Below are 18,711 nucleotides of genomic sequence, written 5' to 3'. Positions count from 1 at the left end.
GGCCAAGCCCGCCGCCGCCAAGCCGGCCCCCGCGAAGCCCGCCGCCGCCGCCAAGCCGGCCCCCGCGAAGCCCGCCGCGCCGGCCACCCAGGAAGAGTCCAAGGTTCTCCGTGGCGCTGCCGCTGCCGTCGCGAAGAACATGAACGCCTCGCTCTCGATCCCGACCGCCACCAGTGTGCGCGCCATCCCTGCGAAGCTGATGGTCGACAACCGGATCGTCATCAACAACCACCTCGCCCGTACCCGCGGCGGCAAGGTGTCGTTCACTCACCTGCTCGGCTACGCCATCGTGCAGGCGGTGAAGGCGTTCCCGAACATGAACCGCCACTTCGCCGAGATCGACGGCAAGCCGAACGCGGTCACCCCCGCGCACACCAACCTCGGCCTGGCCATCGACCTGGCCGGCAAGGACGGCAACCGTTCGCTCGTCGTCGCCGCGATCAAGAACTGCGAGTCGATGAACTTCGCGCAGTTCTACTCCGCCTACGAGGACATCGTCCGTCGTGCGCGCGACGGCAAGCTCACCGCCGAGGACTTCTCCGGCGTCACCATCTCGCTGACCAACCCGGGCGGCATCGGCACCGTGCACTCGGTACCGCGGCTCATGCCGGGTCAGGGCACCATCATCGGTGCCGGTGCGATGGAGTACCCCGCCGAGTTCCAGGGCGCCTCGGACGAGCGCATCGCCGAGCTCGGCGTCGGCAAGCTGATGACGCTGACCTCGACGTACGATCACCGCATCATCCAGGGCGCGGAGTCCGGCGACTTCCTGCGGACCGTCCACAACCTGCTGATCAGCGACGATTTCTACGACGAGATCTTCCACACGCTGCACATCCCCTACGAGCCGGTCCGCTGGCGCAAGGACGTGCCGGAAGGCGCGGTCGACAAGAGCACCCGCGTCCTCGAGCTGATCGCCGCCTACCGCAGCCGCGGCCACCTGATGGCCGACACGGACCCGCTGCAGTTCGTCAAGGACAAGTTCCGGTCGCACCCGGACCTCGACGTCACCACGCACGATCTGACCCTGTGGGACCTCGACCGCGAGTTCAACGTCGGCGGCTTCCACGGTCAGCAGCGCATGAAGCTGCGCGACGTGCTGTCGGTGCTGCGCGACGCCTACTGCCGCCACGTCGGCGTGGAGTACACCCACATCCTCGATCCCGAGCAGCAGCAGTGGCTGCAGGAGCGCGTCGAGGCGCACCACGTCAAGCCGACCGTGGCGCAGCAGAAGTACATCCTCAGCCGCCTCAACGCCGCCGAGGCGTTCGAGACCTTCCTGCAGACCAAGTACGTCGGCCAGAAGCGGTTCTCGCTCGAGGGCGCCGAGTCGGTCATCCCGATGATGGACGCGATCATCGACCAGGCCGCCGAGCACGAGCTCGACGAGGTCGCCATCGCGATGCCGCACCGCGGCCGCCTGAACGTGCTGGCCAACATCGTCGGCAAGCCGTACTCGAAGATCTTCACCGAGTTCGAGGGCAACCTGAACCCGGCCGCCGCCCACGGCTCCGGCGACGTCAAGTACCACCTCGGCGCCGAGGGCAACTACATCCAGATGTTCGGCGACAACGACATCAAGGTGTCGCTCACGGCGAACCCGTCGCACCTCGAGGCCGTCAACCCGGTCCTCGAAGGCCTCGTGCGCGCCAAGCAGGACATCCTCGACAAGGGCGAGGGCGGCTTCACCGTCATGCCGCTGCTGCTGCACGGCGACGCCGCGTTCGCCGGCCAGGGCGTCGTGGCCGAGACCCTCAACCTCGCGCTGCTGCGCGGCTACCGCACCGGCGGCACCGTGCACATCGTCGTCAACAACCAGGTCGGCTTCACCACGGCCCCCGAGCACTCGCGGTCGTCGGAGTACTGCACCGACGTCGCGAAGATGATCGGCGCGCCGATCTTCCACGTCAACGGGGACGACCCGGAGGCGTGCGTGTGGGTGGCCCGGCTGGCCGTGGACTTCCGGGAGAAGTTCAACAAGGACGTCGTCATCGACATGATCTGCTACCGCCGTCGCGGCCACAACGAGGGCGACGACCCGTCGATGACGCAGCCGGCGATGTACGACGTGATCGACACCAAGCGCAGCGTCCGCAAGAGCTACACCGAGTCCCTCATCGGTCGTGGCGACATCTCGCTCAAAGAGGCCGAGGACGCGCTGCGCGACTACCAGGGCCAGCTCGAACGGGTCTTCAACGAGGTCCGCGAGCTCGAGAAGTACAAGCCGGAACCGTCGGAGTCGGTCGAGCTCGACCAGACGCCGCCGGCGAAGCTGACTACCGCGGTCGACAAGTCGGTGCTCGAGCGGATCGGCGACGCGTTCGTGAACGTCCCCGAGGGCTTCTCCGTGCATCCGCGCGTCAAGCCGGTCGTCGAGAAGCGCCGGGAGATGTCCCGCGAGGGTCACATCGATTGGGCGTACGCCGAGCTGCTGGCGTTCGGCTCGCTGGTCGAGCAGGGTGCCCTGGTGCGCCTGGCCGGTCAGGACTCGCGCCGCGGCACCTTCACCCAGCGCCACGCGGTGCTCATCGACCGCAAGTCCGGTGCCGAGTACACCCCGCTGCAGCAGGTGGCGGCCGAGGGCGGCAAGGGCGGCAAGTTCATGGTGTACGACTCGGCGCTGACCGAGTTCGCGGGCCTGGGCTTCGAGTACGGCTACTCCGTGGGCAACCCGGAGGCGCTGGTGCTGTGGGAGGCGCAGTTCGGTGACTTCGTCAACGGCGCCCAGTCCATCATCGACGAGTTCATCTCCTCCGGCGAGGCCAAGTGGGGTCAGCTCTCCGACGTGGTGCTGCTGCTGCCGCACGGCCACGAGGGCCAGGGCCCGGACCACACCTCGGGCCGCATCGAGCGGTTCCTGCAGCTGTGCGCCGAGGGGTCGATGACGGTGGCCATGCCGTCCACGCCCGCGAGCTACTTCCACCTGTTGCGCCGCCACCACCTCGACGGCATCCGCCGCCCGCTGGTGGTGTTCACGCCGAAGTCGATGCTGCGCAACAAGGCCGCGGTCAGCGACCTCGAGGACTTCACCACCGGCAAGTTCCGCTCGGTGTTCGAGGAGCCGCTGTACGAGAACGAGGGTGGCGACCGCGACAAGGTCACCCGCGTCCTGCTGACCTCCGGCAAGCTCTACTGGGAGCTGAAGGCGAAGAAGGACAAGGAGAAGCGGGACGACATCGCGATCCTGCGGATCGAGCAGCTGTACCCGGTGCCGCGTCGCCGCATCGCCGAGGCGCTCGACCGGTACCCGAACGCGCACGAGTTCTTCTGGGTGCAGGAGGAGCCGGCCAACCAGGGAGCGTGGCCGTTCCTGGGTCTGGCGCTGCCGGAGATGCTGCCCGAGAAGCTGTCGGGCATCAAGCGGGCGTCGCGGCGCGCGATGTCGGCTCCGTCCTCCGGCTCGAGCAAGGTTCACGCGGTCGAGCAGCAGGAGATCCTGGAGAAGGCGTTCGGCCGGTAGTCACCGGCGGTAGCCCCGCGGTTCTCACGCGAGCCGGGTCGTGCCTGCCCTTCGGGGCGGCCGGCCCGGCTCGCGCCGTTTCCGGCCCCCCGGGACGTGACCGAATGTCACACGCGTTCACTCAGATCGAACCGCTGTGACATTCGGTGCGCCCGCGGCGAGGGCCAGCGCGGGCAGGGCGGCGACGGCGAGGTCGACGAACTCCTCGCGGGTGAGCTGCGGGTCCCGGAGCCAGGCGATCGTCGTGTCCTCGACGAACGCGATCCAGCCGCGCACGGCCAGGGCGACGGCGGGCCCGGCGTCGATGCCGATGCGGGGCAGGTACGCGACGGTGCGATCGACCATGGCGGTGCGTGTGTCCTCGAAGACCTGCCGCATGTCCGGGTCCCCGCTCGCGGTGCCGCGCAGCATCGACAGGTAGGTGTCGCGGTGGTCGGTGACGTAGTCGACGTACGCGACGATCGTGCCGCGCAGCATCTCCATCGGTTCGAGGCTGTCGTCGGGTGCGGTGCGCTCGAGCATGTCCCGGCTGGTGTGCCGGACGAGTTCGACGTGGAAGTCGTGCTTGGACGCGAAGTAGTGGAACAGCAGCCCGCGCGACACCCCCGCCTGGTCGGCGATGTCCTCGACGGAGATCTGCTCGAGCGGCCGTTCGGCGAGCAGTTGCACGCCGAGGTCGACGAGCTGGGCCCGCCGCTCGGCGGGACTCAGCCTGGTGCGCTTGCTGCTGTTGCCCTTCACAGATGCCATGCAAACACTCTTGTTGAATCGCAGTCAACAGGCTATTGACCGGCGCTCAATATGGTCCTACGCTTATTTACATGAGTCTTCCGGTTACAGACACCATCGCCACCGATGCGCACCCGCGTCAGGTCGACACGCTGATCATCGGCAGCGGGTTCGCCGGACTCGGCGCCGCCGTCCGACTGACCCGGGCCGGCAAGGACTTCGTGGTCCTCGAGCGCGGATCGGAGGTCGGCGGCACCTGGCGCGACAACACGTACCCGGGCGCCGCGTGCGACGTCCCGTCCAACCTGTACTCCTACTCGTTCGCCCTCAACCCCGGCTGGACGCGGTCCTTCTCCCCCCAGCCCGAGATCCAGGCCTACATCGCCTCGGTCGCCGACAGGTACGACGTACGCCGCCGCACCGTGTTCGGGTGCGACGTGCAGACCGTCCGCTGGAACACCGCCACCCACCGCTGGGACGTGCAGACCACCAAGGGTGCGTTCGACGCCCGGATCGTCGTCTCCGCCGTCGGGGCGCTGTGCGAGCCGTCGCTGCCCGACATCGCGGGCATCGAAGGGTTCCGGGGCGAGATCTTCCACTCCGCCCGGTGGAACCACGACGCGGACCTGACCGGCAAGCGCGTCGCCGTGATCGGCACCGGAGCCTCCGCAATCCAGATCGTGCCCGCCATCGCCGGCAAGGTCGCCCACCTCGACGTCTACCAGCGCACCGCTCCCTGGGTGCTGCCTCGCGCCGACCGCGAATACACCCCCGTCGAGCGGCTCGCGTTCCGCCGCGTACCCGGGTTCCAGCGCCTGTCCCGCGCCCTGCAGTACCTCACCCGCGAGACGCAGGTCGTCGGCCTGGCCAAGGCACCGGCCTTCATGAAGCCGCTCGAGCTCGCCGCCCGCGCGCACATCCGCCGCCAGATCACCGACCCCGAGCTGCGCCGCAAGGTCACCCCGAACTTCCGGATCGGCTGCAAGCGGATGCTCATCTCGAACAACTACTACCCCGCGCTGGCCCGGCCGAACGTCGACCTGGTCACCGACGGCATCGCCGAGGTCACCGCAGACGGCATCGTCACCCGCGACGGCACCACCCGCCAGGTCGACGCCATCGTCGTCGCCACCGGCTTCCACGTCACCGACTCGCCCACCTTCGCCGGCATCTTCGGCAAGGACGGCCGCAGCCTGGCGGACGTCTTCGACGCCACCGGCATGCAGGGCTACAAGGGCGCCGCCGTCGCCGGTTTCCCCAACATGTTCTTCCTCGTGGGACCGAACACCGGACTCGGCCACACCTCGATGGTGTACATGATCGAATCCCAGCTGAACTACCTGGTGGACGCGATCGAGACGATCGACCGCCACCGGATCGGCACCGTCGAGGTGCGCCCGGAGGTGCAGGGCGAATACAACCGCAACCTGCAGGACGCCCTGAAGCGCAGCGTGTGGAGCAACGGCGGCTGCGCCAGCTGGTACCTCGACAAGCACGGCAACAACACCACCCTGTGGCCGAGCTTCACGTTCGAATTCCGCCGCATCACCAAGCATTTCGACCTGGACGCCTACCGCAGCGTCGCCGCGGCGGACCTCCCCCCGGTCCCGGCGCAGACGCCGGCGACCGTCCGTGACTCCGACGAGACCGACACCCGGAAGGTGGCAGCGCAGTGAGCGAGTTCGCAGGAAAGGTCGCCGTGATCACCGGCGCCGGATCGGGCATCGGCCGTGCCCTGGCGCTCGAGCTCGCCCGGCGCGGCGCCCGGCTGGCCCTGTCCGACGTCGACACCGCCGGGCTGGACGAGACTGTGCGCCGGGCCCGCGACCTCGGCGCCGAGGTCAAGGCCGATCACCTCGACGTCACGCAGCGCGAGGCGGTGCTCGACTACGCCGACGCCGTCGCCGTCCACTTCGGCCAGGTCAACCAGATCTACAACAACGCCGGCATCGCCTACCACGGCGAGTTCGAACGCTCGGAGTTCAAGGACATCGAGCGGATCATGGACGTCGACTTCTGGGGCGTGGTGAACGGCACCAAGGCGTTCCTGCCCCACGTCGTCGCGTCCGGGGACGGCCACATCGTCAACGTCTCGAGCCTGTTCGGGCTGCTGGCCATCCCCGGTCAGAGCGCCTACAACTCCGCGAAGTTCGCCGTCCGCGGCTTCACCGAGGCGCTGCGCCAGGAGATGCTGGTCGCCCGGCACCCCGTCAAGGTCACCTGCGTGCACCCCGGCGGCATCAAGACGGCGATCGCCCGCAACGCCGCCGTCCCGGCCGGCGACGATCAGGAGTCCTTCGCCCAGTTCTTCGACCGCAAGCTGGCCCGCACCAGCCCGGAGGACGCGGCCCGCACCATCGTCGAGGGCGTGCGCAGGGGCAGGGCCCGGGTACTCATCGGCGCCGACGCGAAGTTCCTCGACGCCTGGGTGCGCGTGGTGGGCCCGTCCTATCAGCGTGTCGTCGCATTCGTCAGTGGCCGCTTCGTGCCGAAGGGCTAGGGTCGCGGTCATGCCCCAGCTCCCCCTGCCCGTCGTGCGGGCCGCGGTGCGGCCGGCCTACCGGCTCGCCCTCAACGCGCGGCTGCCGTACCCCGTCCAGCGCCGGCTGCTCGAGCTCGTCGCGCCGATCCAGACCCTGCCCGAGGGCACGGTGGTGCAGCAGGTCACGCTCGCGGGCCGGCCCGCCGAACGCGTCACCGTCGGCGCCACCGAACGTCCCACCGCGGTCCTGTACCTGCACGGGGGCGGGTACACGGTGGCCTCGCCCGCCACGCACCGGTCCCTGGCCGCGCACCTGGCCGCGGCCTCGGGTTCGGCGGTGTACGTGCTCGACTACCGGCTGGCCCCGGAGCACCCCTACCCCGCCGCACTGGACGACGCGGTCGGTGCGTACCTCGAGCTGGTGACCGAGCACGGCGTGACCCCGCAGACCGCCCCGATCGCCGGCGACTCGGCCGGGGGCGGCCTGACGGTCGCGGCGGCGCGCCGGCTGATCGACCGGCACGGGGTGCGGCCCGCCGCCCTGGGGCTGATCGCGCCCTGGGTCGATCCCGCCTCGCGGGACTTCCCCTTCGACCGGGACACGGTCCTCAACGCCGCCTGGATCTCGGCGTCGGCGCGGGCGTATCTCGGCGACCGCGACGCCTCCGACCCCGGCTACGCGCCGCTGCGCGGAGACCTGGCCGGCCTGCCGCCGACGCTGATCCACGTCGGCACCGGCGAGATGCTGTACCCGCAGGTCACCGAGTTCGCCCGGAAGCTGCGTGAGGCGGGGGTGGACGTGACGGTCACCGAGCAGCGCGAACTGTGGCACGTGGCCCATCTGCAGGCCGCGCTGGTGGGCGAGGCCGCCGACGCGGTGGCACAGCTCGGCGCCTTCCTGCGCTCACACGTGCTCGGTGAGCCACGCCTGCGCGACGACGGCTGAGTCCTCGCCGCCGCCGATCCGGTCGAGCATCTCGGCCAGGTCGGCGGTGGTCAGCTCCCCCGCGACGAGACTCAGGGCCTCGAGCTGACGTTCCTCGAGGACGTGCTTGCGGAACACCGGGACGACGTTCTGTGCGGTGAACACCGGTGGCTCCGTGCCGGTTCCGGTCTCCGGACCGGATCCGGGCGCGCGGTCCGGCGCATCCTGCAGCGCGACGCCCGTCGCGTCGCGCGCGGCGGCCGAGGCGGTCGTCAGCGCGGCCACGCCCCCGCCGGCCGCGGGCCCCGGCGCGTCGTCGGTTTCGACACGGCCTGGGACGCAGCCTCTTTCGGCCATGTCCCGCAGTCCGTCGTTCTCCTCGAATCCGCCCGTGACCGTCACGGTCAGCTCGCCGCACCGGCCGACGATCCCGGCCAACTCGGTGGTACCGAGCCGGGCAGCGGTGGCGTCGGAGACGAACAGCACCGAACGATCCTGTGCGGCAGCGTAGTCCGTGATCGCCATGTCGTCGGGCAGGGATCGGGCGAGCGCCTCGAACACGTCCTCGGCGTCCGTGTCCGTCGCAGCCGGGGCGAAGTACCGCAACAGCCGTCCGGTGTAGTCCGGCACGAGGGTCACCTCGGCCGCGTCCAGCGCCGCGAGGTAGTCGGCGCGGCCGCCGAGCCCGGTGCGCAGTTCGGTCCGGGTCCCGCTACCGGCCAGGGCGCCCGCGTAGATCCGGGCGAGCAGTTCGCTCGCGGCGTCGTCTCCGGCGCCGACGACCACGGTGGCGACGTCCGTCGACTCGTCGACCACCGACGGCCCGCACCCGGTCAGCACCGCGACGGCGACCACCGGCCCGGCCACCGTCCGAATGAATCCCTCGCCCCGCAGTCCCCGGCTCCTCGCGCTCCACACGATGCCCATCCTCGCGCATCCCCGGAAAGCCGAACGCCCCGGTCCGGAACCTGGGTGCGGGCTCCGGCCGGGGCGTGCGGTCGATCGCGTCAGTCGGTGACGCCCTCGGCCCGCGCCGCGGCCGCGACGGCCTCGGCGACGGCGGGCGCCACCCGCGGATCGAGAGGGCTCGGGACGATCTTGTCCACGGCCAACTCGTCACCGACGACCGAGAGGATGGCCTCGGCGGCGGCGAGCTTCATGCCCTCGGTGATGCGCCGGGCGCCCGCGTCGAGCGCGCCCTTGAACACACCGGGGAAGGCCAGCACGTTGTTGATCTGGTTCGGGAAGTCGCTGCGGCCGGTCGCGACGATCGCGGCGTGCTTGGCGGCGACCTCCGGGTGGATCTCCGGATCCGGGTTCGACAGCGCGAACACGATCGCGCCGTCGGCCATCCGAGCGACGATCTCCTCCGGCACCGTGCCGGCCGAGACGCCGATGAACACATCCGCGCCGTCGAGGGCCTCGATCAGCCCGCCGTGCCGGCCGGCCGGGTTGGTCCGCGCGGCCAGGTCGACCTTGACCTCGTTCAGGTCGGTGCGCTCGGCCGAGACGATGCCCTTCGAGTCCAGCACGGTCACATCGGCCGCGCCGGCGGCGAGCAGGATGTTCGCGACGGCGACGCCGGCGGCACCGGCGCCGGAGATGACGATGCGCAGGCCGGCCAGCTCGCGGCCCTGCACCTTGGCGGCGCCCTTGAGCGCGGCGAGCGCCACGATGGCGGTGCCGTGCTGGTCGTCGTGCATGACCGGGCAGTCCAGCGCCTCGATGACGCGTCGTTCGATCTCGAAGCAGCGCGGGGCGGAGATGTCCTCGAGGTTGACCGCGCCGAAGCTCGGGCGCAGCCGGATCAGCGTCTCGACGATCTCGTCGGGATCCTTGGTGTCGAGCACCAGCGGGATCGAGTTCAGGCCCGCGAACTTCTTGAACAGGGCGGACTTGCCCTCCATCACCGGCAGCGACGCGCGCGGGCCGATGTCACCGAGGCCGAGCACCGCCGAACCGTCGGAGACGACCACCACGAGGCGGTTGGTCCAGGTGTAGCGGTCGGCGAGGGTCTCGTCGGCCGCGATCGCGCGGGAAACCTGCGCGACGCCGGGCGTGTAGGCGATCGACAGATCGCGCTGCGTCTCCAGGGGTGCGGTGAGCTCGACGGACAGCTTGCCGTCGATATGGCTGCTGAAGATTTCCTCGTCGGTCAATTCGACCTTCCGGGGGGTAGGTGCATCAGACACGATTGACACGATGACACTCCTGCTCGAGCCGGAACCACTCGGGTTCCGGTTACTGCGAAGTAGCTGCGCGACGGACATCCGGCGCAGCGCTTCGCCAAGGACATTTCGGTGAAGCTTCCGGGCGCGATCACGGTTACCGCTGTACAACGCTGTACGACTTCCGGAGCGTGATGGCGCCGAGGCGGGTGAGCCCTGGCGACGAGCCCTCTACAGGGTCTGCCATCTTCGTCCGGCTTCGGGGCGGTGGCACCGACGCCGGATTGAGGAAAAGTTTGCCACCTTCACAACCCAACAATCAAATCGGTATTTCTTGCGAATGTCTCACGTTTTTCCCCGCTCACCTGTGAGTTTGGACAGCCGAGCCGGAATGTCGACCCCGCGATCGGAGCCGTTCCGAGGCAAAAGCCCGAGATGCCGGCCGGTTACCTACCGGTAACGGACGGCGCGCGAAACGTCAGCCCCACCACTGGGTGAACATCAGGACCGCGCCCGTGAGATAGACCACACCGGCGCCCACGGCGGCGGCGAGCCCGCGCCGGCGGTCCGCGAACACCTGCGCGGCCGACACGACGACCACCGCGACGACGTGCGCGGACAGCGACGCCGAGCCCGGTCCCGGGAAATCCCGCTTGTCGCCCAGGTACTGCGCCGCCCAGACCACCACCGTCAGGACGATCACCGCGCCGCACACCACGCCGGACAGCGCCCGCAGTCCCCGCACGACGAGCCCGTCCCGCCGCGGCGCCCCGCGACCCGGGCGGGACGGCGCCGCCGTGGGGGCGCCGTAGGGGTCGCGGCCGGAGTCGTCGGCGTAGTAGTCGTCGGCGTGGTAGTCGTCGTACCCGTCGGCGCGGTCGTGACGTCGCGCAGGGCGGCCCCAGGTGGTCATCCCGCAAGCACCTCGATCCCGGTGGCACGGGCCGTCAGGGCCTCGAGCGCCTCGGGGTCCGTCGTGTACCGGCCGAGGGAGACGTTCTTGTTGCCGCCGTGGTAGTCGGACGACCCGGTCACGAACAGGTCGAGCTTCGCCGCCATGTCCCGCATGAGCCGCGCGTCGTCCGGATCGTGGTCCGGATGGTCCGCCTCGAGGCCCCCGAGGCCCAGCTCGGCGAGCTCCTCGATGTGGTCGAGCGCAAGCAGCCGCCCGCGCGAGCGGGCACGGGCATGCGCCACGACGGTGACGCCGCCGGCCGCGGCGACCATGCGCACGGCGTCCGACAGCGGCGTGTCCGCCTTGGTGACGTAGTAGCGGCCCCGCGACGAGAGCAGGTCTGCGAAGGCGGCGTCGATGCTCGGGACGACACCCGCCTCCACCAGCGCACGCGCCAGGTGGGGTCGGCCGGCCACCGGGCCGGCAGCGGTGACGATCCGTTCGGGGTCGACGGGCAGCCCGTCGTCGGCCATCCGCTCGGCCATCGCCCGGATGCGGGCCACCCGCTCCGCCCGCAGGCGCTCCCGCTCGACCGCGAACGCCTCGTCCCGCGGGTCGAACAGGTACGCGAGCAGGTGCACCGCCACGGGCCGGCCGTCCTCGCCGCGCCCGGTGCACGACATCTCCATGCCGCGGATCAGCCGCAGTCCCCCGGGCAGGGCGTCGGCCGCAGCGTCCCAGCCGGCGGTGGTGTCGTGGTCGGTCAGGGCGACGACGTCGAGCCCGGCCTCGGCGGCGGCGCGGACGAGCCCCGCCGGGGTGTCGGTCCCGTCGGAGGCGAGCGAGTGGGCATGCAGGTCGATACGCACCCCACCAGTGTGTCAGGTGCCGTCGCGCAGCCCCGGCGGACGGCCCGGGGCGGGTTAGCATGACGCTGTGACGGCCCGGACCGCCCGGTTCGGGCCGGAGCGTGCCGCGCGGAAGGGAACCGATGCCGAACCTGCCCTCGCACTCGTCGCGACGGACCGGCGCCGCGGCGCCCGCCCTGCGGATCCCCGCCGAGCGGGCCGTCGTGGACTGCGCCGTCTACGTCGACGGCATGCGACTGCCGGGCCGTTACGCCCACGGCGCGGCGCTCGCGGAGGTGCGCCGGCGCGGCGCCGGCTTCGTGTGGCTCGGCCTGCACGAGCCCGACGAACAGCAGATGACGAGCGTGGGCCGCACGTTCGGCCTGCACGAGCTGACGGTCGAGGACGCGGTGCACGCGCATCAGCGGCCCAAGCTCGAGCGCTACGACGACGTGACGTTCCTGGTGCTGCGGACCGTGAACTACGTCGAGCACGAGTCGGTGACCACGACCAAGGAGATCGTCGAGACCGGCGAGATCATGCTCTTCTGCGGCCGGGACTTCGTCGTGAGCGTCCGCCACGGCGACCACTCGGCGCTGGCGGACGTGCGGCATCGGCTCGAGGCGGCCCCGGAGCGGCTGGCGCTGGGGCCGTCGTCGGTGCTGCACGCCGTCGCCGACCACGTCGTGGACACGTACCTCGCCGTGGTCGACGCCGTGCAGCCGGACATCGACGACCTCGAGGAACTGGTGTTCACGCCCGACACCCGCATCGCGGTGGAACAGATCTATCTGCTCAAGCGGGAGATCGTGGAGTTGCGGCGGGCGGTGCTCCCCCTCGCGACGCCGCTGCGCCAGCTGACCCGCGGCGCGGGCAATCCGGTGCCCAAGGAGGTCCGGCGCTACTTCCGGGACGTGGCCGACCATCACACCAAGGTGGCCGAGCGCATCGCGGACTACGACGAGACGCTGAGCACTCTCGTCGATGCCGCGATCGCGAAGGTGACGGTGCAGCAGAACACCGACATGCGCCGGATCTCGGCATGGGTGGCGATCGCGGCCGTACCCACGATGATCGCCGGGATCTACGGGATGAACTTCGACAACATGCCCGAACTGCACTGGGAGCACGGATACTTCGTGGTCATCGGGGCCATCGTCGCGATCACCGTCGGCCTGTTCGTCACGTTCCGCCGCAACAAATGGCTCTGATCACCGCGGCCCGGGAGCGCCTCGCGCCGGTCTCCCCCGACGGGCGCACACCCGGCCCGGCGGTGCTCGCGGCGGCACTCGTCCTGATCGCCCTGCAGCTGACGGTGCGCTCGCTGCTCGCCTTCCGCGGGGAGTTCTACTGGGACGACCTGATTCTGGTCGGACGCTCGGGCATGCACCCGCTGTTGTCGTTCGAACTCCTCGGCTACGACCACGACGGCCATCTCATGCCGGGTGGGTTCCTGGTGGCCGGCGTCGTCACGGCCCTCGCGCCGCTGCAGTGGTGGCCCGCAGCGGCGACGCTGGTGGCCGGCCAGGCGCTGGCGTCGCTGGCCGTGCTGCGCGTGCTGTGGTTGCTGCTGGGGCCGCGGCCGGCGCTGCTCGGCCCGCTGCTGTTCTACCTGTTCACCCCTCTGACGCTGCCGTCGTTCGCGTGGTGGGCGGCGGGGCTGAATTCGCTGCCGCTGCAGGCGGCCCTGGCGTGGGTGGCCGGCGACGCGATCCGGCTGGTGCGCACCGGCCGGATCCGCTACGCGCTGAGCGGGACGGCGGTCACCGTCGTCGCGCTGCTGTTCTTCGAGAAGTCGGTGCTGGTGCCGGCGGTGGCCTTCGCGACCGTCGCCCTGATGTACCGGCTGGACGGCCGCCGCCGGCCGGTGCGCACCGCGGCGGTGCGCGGGGCGCCGCTGTGGCTCGGCTCGGCGCTCTCCCTCGCCGGGTGGGCGGCCGCCTACCCGTCCCTGGTGGAGTCCCGGTTCGGGGCGCCCACGGCCGACGTGGTGCGCGGGCTGACGCACCACGGCGTCTCGTTCGGGGTGCTGCCGACCCTGCTGGGCGGGCCGTGGCGATGGGACCGCTGGAATCCGGGCCCGCCGTGGGCGGATCCGCCGGCCGGGCTGGTCGTGGCGGCCTGGGCGGCGGTGCTCGCCGTCCTGGTGTGGTCGCTGCGGCGGAACCGGCGCACGGGCTGGGTGTGGGCCGCGACGGCCCTCTACGTGGCGGCCTCGACGGCCGCGATGATCAGCACCCGCTTCGGCCCGGACACGACGTACGAACTGGCGCAGACCCTGCGCTACCACACCGACACGGCCGTCGTCGTCGCGATCGCCGCGGCACTGATCCTGCGCGCTCCGTCGCGCGGCGACGCGCCCCCCGCACAACCGGCACGACGGCTCGTCGCGGCCGGGTGCGCGGTCACCTTCGCGGCGAGCAGCCTGTGGTCGACGGCGACGTTCGCCCGCACCTGGGCCGACAACCCCACCGGCGCGTACCTGGCCGCCGCGAAGTCCGCGCTCACCGCGCGGCCGGACATGCCGATCCTCGATCATCCCGTCTCGGTGTGGGTGCTCCTGCCGGTCACCCACCCCCACAATCTGCTCAGCCGCGTGTTCTCGCCGCTGCCGGGACGCGCCGAGATCGGCGCCGTCACCACCGAACTGCAGGTGCTCGACGACGGCGGACGGCTGGTGCCGGCGGGTCTCGTCCCGGTGCGGCACGTGCTGCCCGGGCCGGTGCCCGACTGCGGGCATCTGCTCACCGCGTCGACGACGACCGTGCTCCCCGCCGACACCGCGCTGGTGGGCGGGGAATGGACGGTGCAGCTGAACTACCGTGCCTCCGCGGACGGCGAGATCGAGGTGGGCTTCCCCGCCGCGCCACGGGTGCGGGTGCCGGTCACCGCGGGACTGGGCACGGTGTACGCGCGGGTCCCGGGCGCGGGCACCGGGCTGCAGGCCCGCTCCGCGTCGGCCGGGCTCGACGTCTGCCTCGCCGGTGGCCCGATCGGGGTCGTCGTGCCCCGCTGACGGCGCGATTCACATGCGGGCCGGGGCGCGGTTCGGGTCCCGCACGTCGATGCCGGCCTCCGACCACGCCTCGCGCAGCGCAGCGCCGCCGCGCAACCGCTTCCACGCGGCCTCGGTGCCGGTCAGCGGTATCACCTCGAAGAACCGCACCGGGTCGGCGGGCTCGGGCAGCACCAGGTCGGGGACGTCGCTCGGCTCGAGCATCACCGCGGTGAAGGTGGCGCCCTGCCACAGCGGCTCCCCCAGGTCGAGCAGGGCGTCGTCGGTGAGGACGACGCCCTCCACCGCGGGCAGGGCGGCGAGCGTCGCGAGCGTGCGGACCAGTCCCGGGAGACTGCCGCTGAGGCCGCGCACGCTGAGGATCAGCTCGGCGCGCGGCCCGCGGGTCGGGTCGGCGACCGTCGCGGTGGGGTCGCCCATCGGGTGCCGCGAACACCCCAGGGTCGCGAACCGCACCAGGTCCGGCTGTTCCACGCGGAAGCGCAGCACCTCGATGGGTTCGAGGCCGAGGAACGTCACGGACGCCGTCTCCGGCTCGCCGCCCCCGAGGCGGGCGCTGAGATGGGCACGGACGGCGGGCAGCACGGCGTCGATCACCCCTGCAATGTAGACCCGAGGCGGGTCCCGCGCCGCCGGTGCGGCCTGCGCCGATCCGGCCGACCGGGGCCCCGTCCGCCGGTACCGTCGTGTAATGGTGCGAGACACCGGCTTCCCCGGCGCCGACGCCGGCGACGACTTCTCCCGGCAGCGGCGGCGCGCCGAGTACGCGCGGCTGATCGCGTGGCTGCGCCGCGAACCCGAGGACGTCAACGCCGTGCTGCCGTTCGACGCCGTGGTGCGGGCCCTCGGCCGGGTCGGGGAACGGCGCCTGGGCCTGCAGAGCATCGACGTGGCCTCGATCGTCGGCAGCGTGGACCGCACCGAGGACTTCGACCGGCGGTTCCGGCCCACGTCGGCGCGGCTGCGCCAGCGGTGGGAGAAGTTGGCCACGGCCCGCCGCCGGGGCGAGGCGGTGCCGCCGATCACGGTGTACCGCATCGGGACGATGCATTTCGTGGTGGACGGGCACCACCGCGTCTCCATCGCCTACGCCCGCGGTGACGCGACCATCGACGCCTACGTGACCGAGATCGTCACCCGGATCTCGCCGGAGGGCGTGACCCAGCACTCGGACCTGATGCGCAAGGACCATTACCGGATGTTCCTCAGCCGGGTGCCGCTCACCGGCAGCCGGCGTGATGCGGTGACCGTCCGGGACCCGTGGGACTACGCGGAACTGGCCGAGTGCATCGAGGCGTGGGGCTTCCGGCTCATGCAGGAGCGCGGCGAGTTCCTCACCCGCGACGTGGTGGCGCAGCGGTGGTTCGACGAGGAGTTCGTACCGGTGGTCGACATGGTGCGGGCGGCGGGGATGCTGCGCACCCGCACCGACGCCGAGGCGTATCTGTGGCTGGCCGGCGAACGGTACCGGCTGGTGCGGCGGCACGTGTGGAACGAGGAGATCATCGAGCGGCTGCGGCGGCGGGCCCCGCGGTGAGCGCACGCCCACCGGTTTGATCCCGGGGCGCCGGAGGTATCCCCGGTCAGCCACCGAGGGCGCCCACCGAACGCCCGGGTGCCTCGGGCCGGTCGAGAAGCGTGCCGGCGCCGGTCCGCGCTGGGGTTGGGGACTCCATGCGCTCCGTACCCTGGTCGGGAGGACCGGGCCCACGACAGGAGGACACGCTTGACGGCGACCGTGCAGGACGCAGCCGACACGACCGGACCGCGTGACATCCGGGCCGAGCTACGGGCGGCCGCGCGCCGCGTGTTCGGCTGGGAGGAACTGCGTCCCGGCCAGCTCGACGCGATGGAACCGCTGGTGCGGGGCCGGGACGTGCTCGCGGTGATGGCCACCGGATCGGGCAAGTCGGCGATCTACCAGGTGCCGGCGTTGCTGATCGAGGGCACGACCCTGGTGATCTCCCCGCTCATCGCGCTGCAGAACGATCAGATCGCAGGTCTCGACGCCACCTCGGCGCCGGACGCGGTCGCGATCAATTCCCGGCAGCGGGCCTCGGCGACCGCGGCCGCGTGGGAGACGATCCGGGAGCGCACCGTGGAGTACGTCTTCCTGGCGCCGGAGCAGCTCGCCAACGACGAGGTGGTGGCCCGTCTCGCCGACGCGCACGTCTCCCTCGTGGTGGTCGACGAGGCGCACTGTGTGTCCGCGTGGGGCCACGACTTCCGGCCCGACTACCTGCGCCTGGCCGACGCGCTCGACCGGCTCGGCCGGCCCCCGGTGGTGGCGCTCACGGCCACCGCGTCGCCGCCGGTGCGGCAGGAGATCGTCGAGGAGCTGCGCCTGCGCGACCCGGTGGTGATCGCCAGCGGATTCGATCGGCCCAACATCGATCTGGCCGTCGAGCGGTACACGACCGACGCCGAGAAACGCCGGGCGGTGATCGAGACGGTCGCCGGACTCGAGACGCCCGGGCTGCTGTACACCGCGACGCGCAAGGACGCCGAGTTCTATGCGGCCGAACTGGCCGAACGGGGACTGCTGGCGGCCGCGTACCACGCCGGCCTGGCGTCGGCCACGCGCGAGCGGGTACACCACGGGTTCCTCGACGGCGAGTACGAGGTGGTGGTGGCGACCTCCGCGTTCGGCATGGGCATCGACAAGCCCGACGTGCGGTTCGTCGCGCACGCCTCCGCGCCGGATTCCGTGGACAGCTACTACCAGCAGATCGGCCGGGCCGGGCGCGACGGGCTCGAGGCGAAGGCGCTGCTGTTCTACCGGCCCGAGGACCTCTCGCTCGCGAAGTTCTTCACGACCCACCGCCCGGACGAGGAACTGCTCGGCCGGGCGTTCACCGCACTGCGGCGCGCGAAGGCCCCGACGCGACTGAAAGACCTACGCGCCGAACTGGATACCCGCGGCCGGACCCTGACCAACGCGGTCAACCTGCTCGAACGGGCCGGGGTGGTCTCCTCGGGACGCAAAGGGTTCACCGCACGCACCGTCGAGGTGGAGATCGCCGTCCGGCGCGCGGCGGAGGTGGCAGCGGTGGGCGAACGGATGGACCGCTCCCGCGTGGAGATGATGCGCGGCTACGCCGAAACCCGCGGCTGCCGAAGGCAGTTCCTGCTCGGGTACTTCGGCGAGTCGCTGCCCGAACCGTGCGGCCACTGCGACTGCTACCGCGAGGGGATCCCCGAGAGCCGGCCCGAGCCGGCGAATCATGTTCGTCACGAATCGATTCCGCTACACACCCGGGTCGTGCACGCGCAGTGGGGCGCCGGCGAGGTGATGAGCGCGGAGACGGACCGGATCACCGTGCTGTTCGACGGATACGGCTACCGCACCCTCTCGCTCGAGGCGGTCGAGGAGCACGACCTGCTGCGCCCCGAGAACTCGGAGCCCGAGCCGGAGCCCGACATCGCCTGACGTCCCCCAGGCGGGCCGGGCGGATGCGCCCGGTGGATCCGCCCGCGACTTCGGAATCCGCCCACGCCGCAGCACGGGCGGATTCCGAACCGGCGCGTGGATCCTGCACGGCCCGTCCTGCCCGAGACGGCACAGGGGGGCGACGGGCCGCGGCGCTCACCCGACGCTCTGCTGCGCCTTCGCGTAGGCGAACTGCAGGAAATCCGCGCCGGCCAGGGCCGCGAACAGCCCGGCGACGAGCCGCGTCGGGCGCGGCGCGAAGACCATCCCGATCGTGAAGAAGGTCGCCACCCACACGTCGAAGCAGAACGGGCAGGTGAGCAGCTCCCCGAGGCTGTGCCGCAGGGTGTTCGTTCCGCGCACCTCCTCCGTCACCTCGGCGGGGCCGCCCCGTCCCGTGTACCGGGTGAAGGGCGCCCGCAGGGGGCTGGTCACCGCGTCCTTCGTGACCGTCCGCGACAGCTTGTGCGTGCCCAGGGCGAGCACGATCAGGTCCTCGCCGCTCAACCGGTCGGGCAGCCGCCGGCCGGTCACCAGCGCGCCGATCACGGCGACGGTGACGAGCGTGCTGTACCCGGCAAGGACCGTCGCGTACCCCCGCATCGGGAGGTCCTCACCCGCCGTGTATTCGCGGGCGTGCCTGCGGGCGGTCTCCGCGAGGTCGAGGGACGTGTCGGTCTGATTGCTCATCTGCTGCTCCTGCGGGTAGTTCGGTCCGCCCGCCGGATACCCCGTCCGCGGGCGGGCCACGCCTGCCG

The 18,711-nt window shown here is 71.4% G+C and carries 15 protein-coding genes; 8 read left to right on the top strand and 7 right to left on the bottom strand.

Features of this window, described 5'->3' with window-relative positions; all coding sequences use genetic code 11:
* A partial coding sequence (locus G6039_RS22965; RefSeq protein ID WP_164528124.1) for a multifunctional oxoglutarate decarboxylase/oxoglutarate dehydrogenase thiamine pyrophosphate-binding subunit/dihydrolipoyllysine-residue succinyltransferase subunit occupies nt 1–3,460 on the top strand: 3,460 nt, incomplete at its 5' end.
* A 117-nt stretch (nt 3,461–3,577) separates the two neighbouring features.
* On the opposite strand, the gene G6039_RS22960 is transcribed toward G6039_RS22965, so the two are convergent.
* The gene (locus tag G6039_RS22960; protein ID WP_037200704.1) at nt 3,578–4,210 is read right to left on the bottom strand and encodes a TetR/AcrR family transcriptional regulator; all 633 of its coding nucleotides are present in this window, start codon (nt 4,208–4,210) and stop codon (nt 3,578–3,580) included.
* A gap of 71 nt (nt 4,211–4,281) precedes the next feature.
* Here G6039_RS22960 and G6039_RS22955 point away from each other — a divergent pair, with 71 nt between their 5' ends.
* The 3 genes from G6039_RS22955 to G6039_RS22945 are packed head-to-tail and all read left to right on the top strand — an operon-like array spanning nt 4,282 to nt 7,617.
* Complete coding sequence (locus G6039_RS22955; protein WP_043799271.1) at nt 4,282–5,865, top strand: flavin-containing monooxygenase; 1,584 nt, start codon at nt 4,282–4,284, stop codon at nt 5,863–5,865.
* Nucleotides 5,862–6,689 (top strand): SDR family NAD(P)-dependent oxidoreductase, encoded by an 828-nt coding sequence (locus tag G6039_RS22950; RefSeq protein ID WP_006938739.1) that lies wholly within the window; start codon nt 5,862–5,864, stop codon nt 6,687–6,689. The genes G6039_RS22955 and G6039_RS22950 overlap by 4 nt, the downstream gene beginning before the upstream one ends.
* Before the next feature lie 10 nt (nt 6,690–6,699).
* Nucleotides 6,700–7,617: an alpha/beta hydrolase gene (locus tag G6039_RS22945; protein WP_006938745.1), complete on the top strand. Its 918-nt coding sequence runs from the start codon at nt 6,700–6,702 to the stop codon at nt 7,615–7,617.
* On the opposite strand, the gene G6039_RS22940 is transcribed toward G6039_RS22945, so the two are convergent.
* The 4 genes from G6039_RS22940 to G6039_RS22925 all read right to left on the bottom strand — a co-directional run bounded on the left by G6039_RS22940 (nt 7,576) and on the right by G6039_RS22925 (nt 11,528).
* Nucleotides 7,576–8,523, bottom strand: a complete 948-nt coding sequence (locus tag G6039_RS22940) for a glycine betaine ABC transporter substrate-binding protein (protein ID WP_006938746.1) — start codon at nt 8,521–8,523, stop codon at nt 7,576–7,578. The two genes, G6039_RS22945 and G6039_RS22940, sit on opposite strands and share 42 nt — an antisense overlap.
* An 80-nt stretch (nt 8,524–8,603) precedes the next feature.
* Nucleotides 8,604–9,797 carry an NAD(P)-dependent malic enzyme gene (locus tag G6039_RS22935; RefSeq protein ID WP_029542499.1) on the bottom strand — a complete coding sequence of 398 codons (1,194 nt, stop codon included), beginning with the start codon at nt 9,795–9,797 and terminating at the stop codon, nt 8,604–8,606.
* A 445-nt stretch (nt 9,798–10,242) separates the two neighbouring features.
* The gene (locus tag G6039_RS22930) at nt 10,243–10,677 is read right to left on the bottom strand and encodes a hypothetical protein (RefSeq protein ID WP_029542497.1); all 435 of its coding nucleotides are present in this window, start codon (nt 10,675–10,677) and stop codon (nt 10,243–10,245) included.
* Entirely contained in the window at nt 10,674–11,528 is an 855-nt protein-coding gene (locus tag G6039_RS22925) for a PHP domain-containing protein (protein ID WP_029542495.1), read from the bottom strand. Before G6039_RS22925 ends, G6039_RS22930 begins: the two co-directional genes overlap by 4 nt.
* A gap of 122 nt (nt 11,529–11,650) precedes the next feature.
* On the opposite strand from G6039_RS22925, the gene corA reads away from it, so the two are divergent.
* On the top strand, nt 11,651–12,718 hold the full coding sequence (gene corA / locus G6039_RS22920) for a magnesium/cobalt transporter CorA (protein WP_029542492.1): 1,068 nt from the start codon (nt 11,651–11,653) through the stop codon (nt 12,716–12,718).
* Nucleotides 12,709–14,523 (top strand): hypothetical protein, encoded by a 1,815-nt coding sequence (locus G6039_RS22915; protein WP_043799268.1) that lies wholly within the window; start codon nt 12,709–12,711, stop codon nt 14,521–14,523. Before corA ends, G6039_RS22915 begins: the two co-directional genes overlap by 10 nt.
* A gap of 9 nt (nt 14,524–14,532) precedes the next feature.
* Here G6039_RS22915 and G6039_RS22910 read toward each other — a convergent pair whose 3' ends face one another.
* Nucleotides 14,533–15,120: a suppressor of fused domain protein gene (locus tag G6039_RS22910; protein ID WP_006938753.1), complete on the bottom strand. Its 588-nt coding sequence runs from the start codon at nt 15,118–15,120 to the stop codon at nt 14,533–14,535.
* Nucleotides 15,121–15,214: 94 nt separating this feature from the next.
* On the opposite strand from G6039_RS22910, the gene G6039_RS22905 reads away from it, so the two are divergent.
* Both G6039_RS22905 and G6039_RS22900 read left to right on the top strand, forming a co-directional pair.
* A complete protein-coding gene (locus G6039_RS22905; RefSeq protein WP_006938754.1) occupies nt 15,215–16,060 on the top strand; it encodes a ParB N-terminal domain-containing protein in 846 nt (281 codons plus the stop codon).
* Nucleotides 16,061–16,249: 189 nt separating this feature from the next.
* Nucleotides 16,250–17,953, top strand: coding sequence for a RecQ family ATP-dependent DNA helicase (locus tag G6039_RS22900; protein WP_152103941.1), 1,704 nt, complete (start codon nt 16,250–16,252; stop codon nt 17,951–17,953).
* Between the two features lie 156 nt (nt 17,954–18,109).
* On the opposite strand, the gene G6039_RS22895 is transcribed toward G6039_RS22900, so the two are convergent.
* Complete coding sequence (locus G6039_RS22895; RefSeq protein WP_006938758.1) at nt 18,110–18,643, bottom strand: DUF1360 domain-containing protein; 534 nt, start codon at nt 18,641–18,643, stop codon at nt 18,110–18,112.
* Between the last annotated feature and the right edge of the window lie 68 nt (nt 18,644–18,711).

This window comes from Rhodococcus aetherivorans, assembly GCF_011058165.1.
In the GTDB taxonomy this organism is placed as follows: domain Bacteria; phylum Actinomycetota; class Actinomycetes; order Mycobacteriales; family Mycobacteriaceae; genus Rhodococcus; species Rhodococcus aetherivorans.
Note: the sequence above shows the minus strand (reverse complement) of the source record. Positions and strands in the feature narration are given on the sequence as shown.

Excerpts from the sequence above, each read along its gene's own strand:
- corA (WP_029542492.1), top strand. The coding sequence starts at position 11,651 with ATGCCGAACCTGCCCTCGCACTCGTCGCGACGGACCGGCGCCGCGGCG.
- G6039_RS22940 (WP_006938746.1), bottom strand. The coding sequence starts at position 8,523 with ATGGGCATCGTGTGGAGCGCGAGGAGCCGGGGACTGCGGGGCGAGGGA.
- G6039_RS22895 (WP_006938758.1), bottom strand. The coding sequence starts at position 18,643 with ATGAGCAATCAGACCGACACGTCCCTCGACCTCGCGGAGACCGCCCGC.
- G6039_RS22945 (WP_006938745.1), top strand. The coding sequence starts at position 6,700 with ATGCCCCAGCTCCCCCTGCCCGTCGTGCGGGCCGCGGTGCGGCCGGCC.
- G6039_RS22915 (WP_043799268.1), top strand. The coding sequence starts at position 12,709 with ATGGCTCTGATCACCGCGGCCCGGGAGCGCCTCGCGCCGGTCTCCCCC.
- G6039_RS22930 (WP_029542497.1), bottom strand. The coding sequence starts at position 10,677 with ATGACCACCTGGGGCCGCCCTGCGCGACGTCACGACCGCGCCGACGGG.
- G6039_RS22955 (WP_043799271.1), top strand. The coding sequence starts at position 4,282 with ATGAGTCTTCCGGTTACAGACACCATCGCCACCGATGCGCACCCGCGT.
- G6039_RS22905 (WP_006938754.1), top strand. The coding sequence starts at position 15,215 with ATGGTGCGAGACACCGGCTTCCCCGGCGCCGACGCCGGCGACGACTTC.
- G6039_RS22960 (WP_037200704.1), bottom strand. The coding sequence starts at position 4,210 with ATGGCATCTGTGAAGGGCAACAGCAGCAAGCGCACCAGGCTGAGTCCC.